Below are 3,531 nucleotides of genomic sequence, written 5' to 3'. Positions count from 1 at the left end.
TCGATGACGAAGCTCTCGCCCTGGTGCAGGTACACCGCCCCGGGGTGGACCTGGCTGGCGGCGCGCGCGGCGTCGATGGTGCCGAGCAGGCGCCCGTCCGTCACGTCGACGATGAGCACCTCCTCGCCGCTGCCGCCGCGCAGGGAGACGGAGGCATGGGCGGTTTCGGGGGTGAGCGGGGCGTCGAAGAGCGGGGTGGGGAACCAGCCACGCGGGCGGCGGCGCAGGTACCCGGCCGCGGTGAGTTCATCGACCACCTCGTGGGCGCCGAGGGCGTCGACTTCCGCTTGAGTGAGGGGCTTCTCGACGGCCGCGCAGTAGACGTGTCCGCGCAGGACATAGGGGTTGTGCGGATTGAACACCGCGCGTTCGACCGGCCGACCCAGCAGAGCCTCGGGATGGTGGACGAGATAGGTGTCCATCGGTTCATCGCGGGCGACGAGCACGACGATCGACCCCTGTCCGCGGCGCCCCGCCCGACCGGCCTGCTGCCAGAAACTGGCCACCGTGCCCGGGAAACCGGCGGTGATGACGGCGTCGAGCCCGCCGACGTCGATACCCAGCTCCAGCGCGTTGGTGGTGGCGACGCCGAGGAGGGTGCCGTCGTCAAGCTGGTGCTCCAGGCGGCGCCGGTCCTCCGCGAGGTAGCCCGCGCGGTAGGCGGCGATGCGGGCGGCGAAGTCGTGACGCCCCATGCCGGACAGGTCCTCCGCGGTGCGCAGGGCGACGAGCTCGGCGGAGCGGCGGGAGCGCACGAACGTCAGCGTGCGGGCGCCCTCGGCGACGAAGGAGGCCATGATGCCCGCGGCCTCCGTGGTCGCCGCCCGTCGCACCGGCGCCCCGTTCTCGCCTTCGACGCCCTCGAGGAACCCGGGCTCCCAGAGCAGGACGGTGCGCTCACCGGTGGGGGCGCCGTCCTCGGTGACGGCGGTGACCGGGCGGCCGAGGAGATTCTCGGCGTGGGCGGCCGGATCTTTGGCGGTGGCCGACGCGAGGATCACCGTGGGGTGCGCGCCGTAGTGCGCGGCCAGGCGCAGCAGCCGGCGCAGCACGAGGGCCACGTGTGCCCCGAAGACCCCGCGGTAGGTGTGGCACTCATCGACGACGATGAACTGCAGGTGGCGCAGCAGGCGTGCCCACCGGGCGTGGTGCGCGAGGACGGAGGCATGCAGCATGTCCGGGTTGGTGAACACGAAGCGGGTGGCGTCGCGGATGCCGGTGCGCGCCTCGGTGGGGGTATCGCCGTCATAGGGGGCCGGGTGGATGCCGGCCAGGCCCGGGACCTCGCGGGTGATGGCGGTGACGGCCTGCAGCTGATCGGAGCCGAGCGCCTTCGTCGGGGTGAGATACAGCGCGCAGGCGGTGGGATCGGAGGCCAGCCGGGTGAGCACCGGCAGCAGATAGCCCAACGACTTTCCCGAGGACGTTCCAGTGGCGACTACGACGTCGTTGCCCGCGAAAGCCAGATCGGCGGTGGCGGCCTGGTGGCTGAACAGGGAAGAAATTCCGGAGTCGACGAGATGGTCCCGCAGACCGGGATCCACCCACCCCGGCCACGCGACGTACTGCGCTGGGCGTGGCTCCTGCACGGTGGAATACGTGCAGGTGGAGGCGGGGAAACGGCGGGTGATGGCGGCGGTCAGTTCAGCCCCGAGTCCACCGGCGGAGGGCCCCTGTATCGTCATTGTGATCACCCCTGTATGTGGGAGAAACCCCGGTGATTTCCCGTCCGGAAATGTCGTCAGACTATCGCGCCGGGCTAATCCGTGACACACTGGGTCCCGGTCGCTGTTTCTGTGCGTTACGTTTACGTGCTCGCAAGGGATTTATACGCGAGCACCCGAATCACCGCTCCACACCTGGGGATGGTGGTCCATCGGGGGTTCGATACGACCCGGCTGTCGGCATATGTCGGCGCCGTACCACCTCCACATCAAGAAATAGGTTTTTAACATGGCACAGGGAACTGTGAAGTGGTTCAACGCTGAGAAGGGCTTCGGCTTCATCGCTCCGGCCGATGGCTCCGCAGACGTCTTCGTCCACTACTCCGAGATCCAGGGCAACGGCTTCCGTACCCTCGAAGAGAACCAGCAGGTCGAGTTCGAGATCGGTGAGGGCGCCAAGGGCCCGCAGGCTCAGGCTGTTCGTCCGCTCTAAGCCTCACACTGATCCAGGGCTCAACTACTGAGCGCTTCAAGGAAACTTTCGGCCAGCCAGGTTCGACACGGTTTTCTCGCAGGACCGTCTTCCCGTCACGGGAGGGCGGTATTTGTCGTTTCAGGGGCTGTCGCGCCGCGCCTGGAAGCGGGCCTGCACCTTCTGGATGAGCAGGCCGACGGCCCCGCCCAGGGTCATGCCGACGAGTACGCCGATGAGCGGATAGTCGGAGAAGAACCAGCCACCGAGGTAGCCGATGAGCGTGGCCTGCAGCGCCCAGATGATGACGCCGACGGTGTCGTAGAGGAAGAACCAGCGCCACGGGTAGCGCACGGATCCGAGCATGATCGTCATGAACCAGCGCGCCCAGGGGATGAAGCGGGCCACGATGATCGTCGTGGCGGCGTTGCGGCGGATGTTCTCCCGCACCCACAGCACGGCCCTACCGCGCACGGAACCCTCCGGGGCCCGCTCCACGAAACGGATGAGGCGGGTGCCCAGGAGATAACAGATGTTGTCGCCGAGGATGGCTGCCACGACGGCGACAGCGATGATCGTCGATAAGCTCGGAACGCCACGGGCACCGGACCACGAACCGGCGAGGGTGAGCACCGCCTCGCTGGGGATGAGCGGGACGAGGGAGTCGAGGACGACCAGGGCGCCGAGGACCGGGTAGAAGACCGGCAGGGTGAGAATCGTCTCCACCCACGTGATGATCTGCTCGGTCATTCCCGCCAGCGTAATGATCCCGGGTTTCCGGGCAGCAACCCCCGCCTGTGAACTTGTTGTGAATGACTGATCACAACCCGGCCACAGGAGGGCCATTAAATACTGTGTAACGTGTTGTCCAGTGCCGGGACTCCGCTAGAGTCACCCGGAGGGACGGGGCCACCCGTTTTAAATTGGCAGTGTCTCAGCTCAACGAGAGGGAAGATTCCCCAGTGGCAGAAGCGAAGGGATCAGGGAAGAAGACCCTGGTCATTGTGGAGTCGTCGACCAAGGCGAAGAAAATCCAGCCTTATCTGGGCAACGACTACATCGTCGAGGCCTCGGTCGGCCACATCCGCGACCTGCCCCGCGGTGCCGCCGACGTGCCCACGAAGTACAAGAAGGAACCGTGGGCCCGACTCGGCGTCGACACGGAGAACGGTTTCGCGCCGCTCTACGTCGTCAGCCCCGACAAGAAGAAGAAGGTCGCCGACCTCAAGGCCAAGCTCAAGCAGTGCGATGAACTGCTCCTGGCCACCGACCCCGACCGCGAGGGCGAAGCCATCGCCTGGCACCTGCTCGAGGTGCTCAAGCCGACGGTGCCGGTGCGCCGCATGGTGTTCAACGAGATCACCAAGCCCGCCATCCTCGCCGCCGCGGAGAACA

Annotated in this window: 4 protein-coding genes; 2 read left to right on the top strand and 2 right to left on the bottom strand. The window is 66.9% G+C overall.

Annotated features, from left to right (window positions below; translation table 11 throughout):
* The coding region (locus tag Q4G50_RS14525; RefSeq protein ID WP_303378367.1) for a DEAD/DEAH box helicase at positions 1 to 1,685 on the bottom strand (1,685 nt) is incomplete at its 3' end.
* 268 nt (positions 1,686 to 1,953) lie between these two features.
* Here Q4G50_RS14525 and Q4G50_RS14520 point away from each other — a divergent pair.
* Positions 1,954 to 2,157: a cold-shock protein gene (locus tag Q4G50_RS14520; protein WP_303378366.1), complete on the top strand. Its 204-nt coding sequence runs from the start codon at positions 1,954 to 1,956 to the stop codon at positions 2,155 to 2,157.
* Between the two features lie 120 nt (positions 2,158 to 2,277).
* Here Q4G50_RS14520 and Q4G50_RS14515 read toward each other — a convergent pair whose 3' ends face one another.
* Positions 2,278 to 2,886, bottom strand: coding sequence for a DedA family protein (locus Q4G50_RS14515; protein ID WP_303378365.1), 609 nt, complete (start codon positions 2,884 to 2,886; stop codon positions 2,278 to 2,280).
* Between the two features lie 212 nt (positions 2,887 to 3,098).
* On the opposite strand from Q4G50_RS14515, the gene Q4G50_RS14510 reads away from it, so the two are divergent.
* Positions 3,099 to 3,531: toprim domain-containing protein (locus Q4G50_RS14510; protein ID WP_303378364.1), on the top strand; the 433-nt coding region annotated here is incomplete at its 3' end.

This window comes from Corynebacterium sp. (assembly GCF_030538285.1).
Lineage (GTDB): Bacteria > Actinomycetota > Actinomycetes > Mycobacteriales > Mycobacteriaceae > Corynebacterium.
Note: the sequence above shows the minus strand (reverse complement) of the source record. Positions and strands in the feature narration are given on the sequence as shown.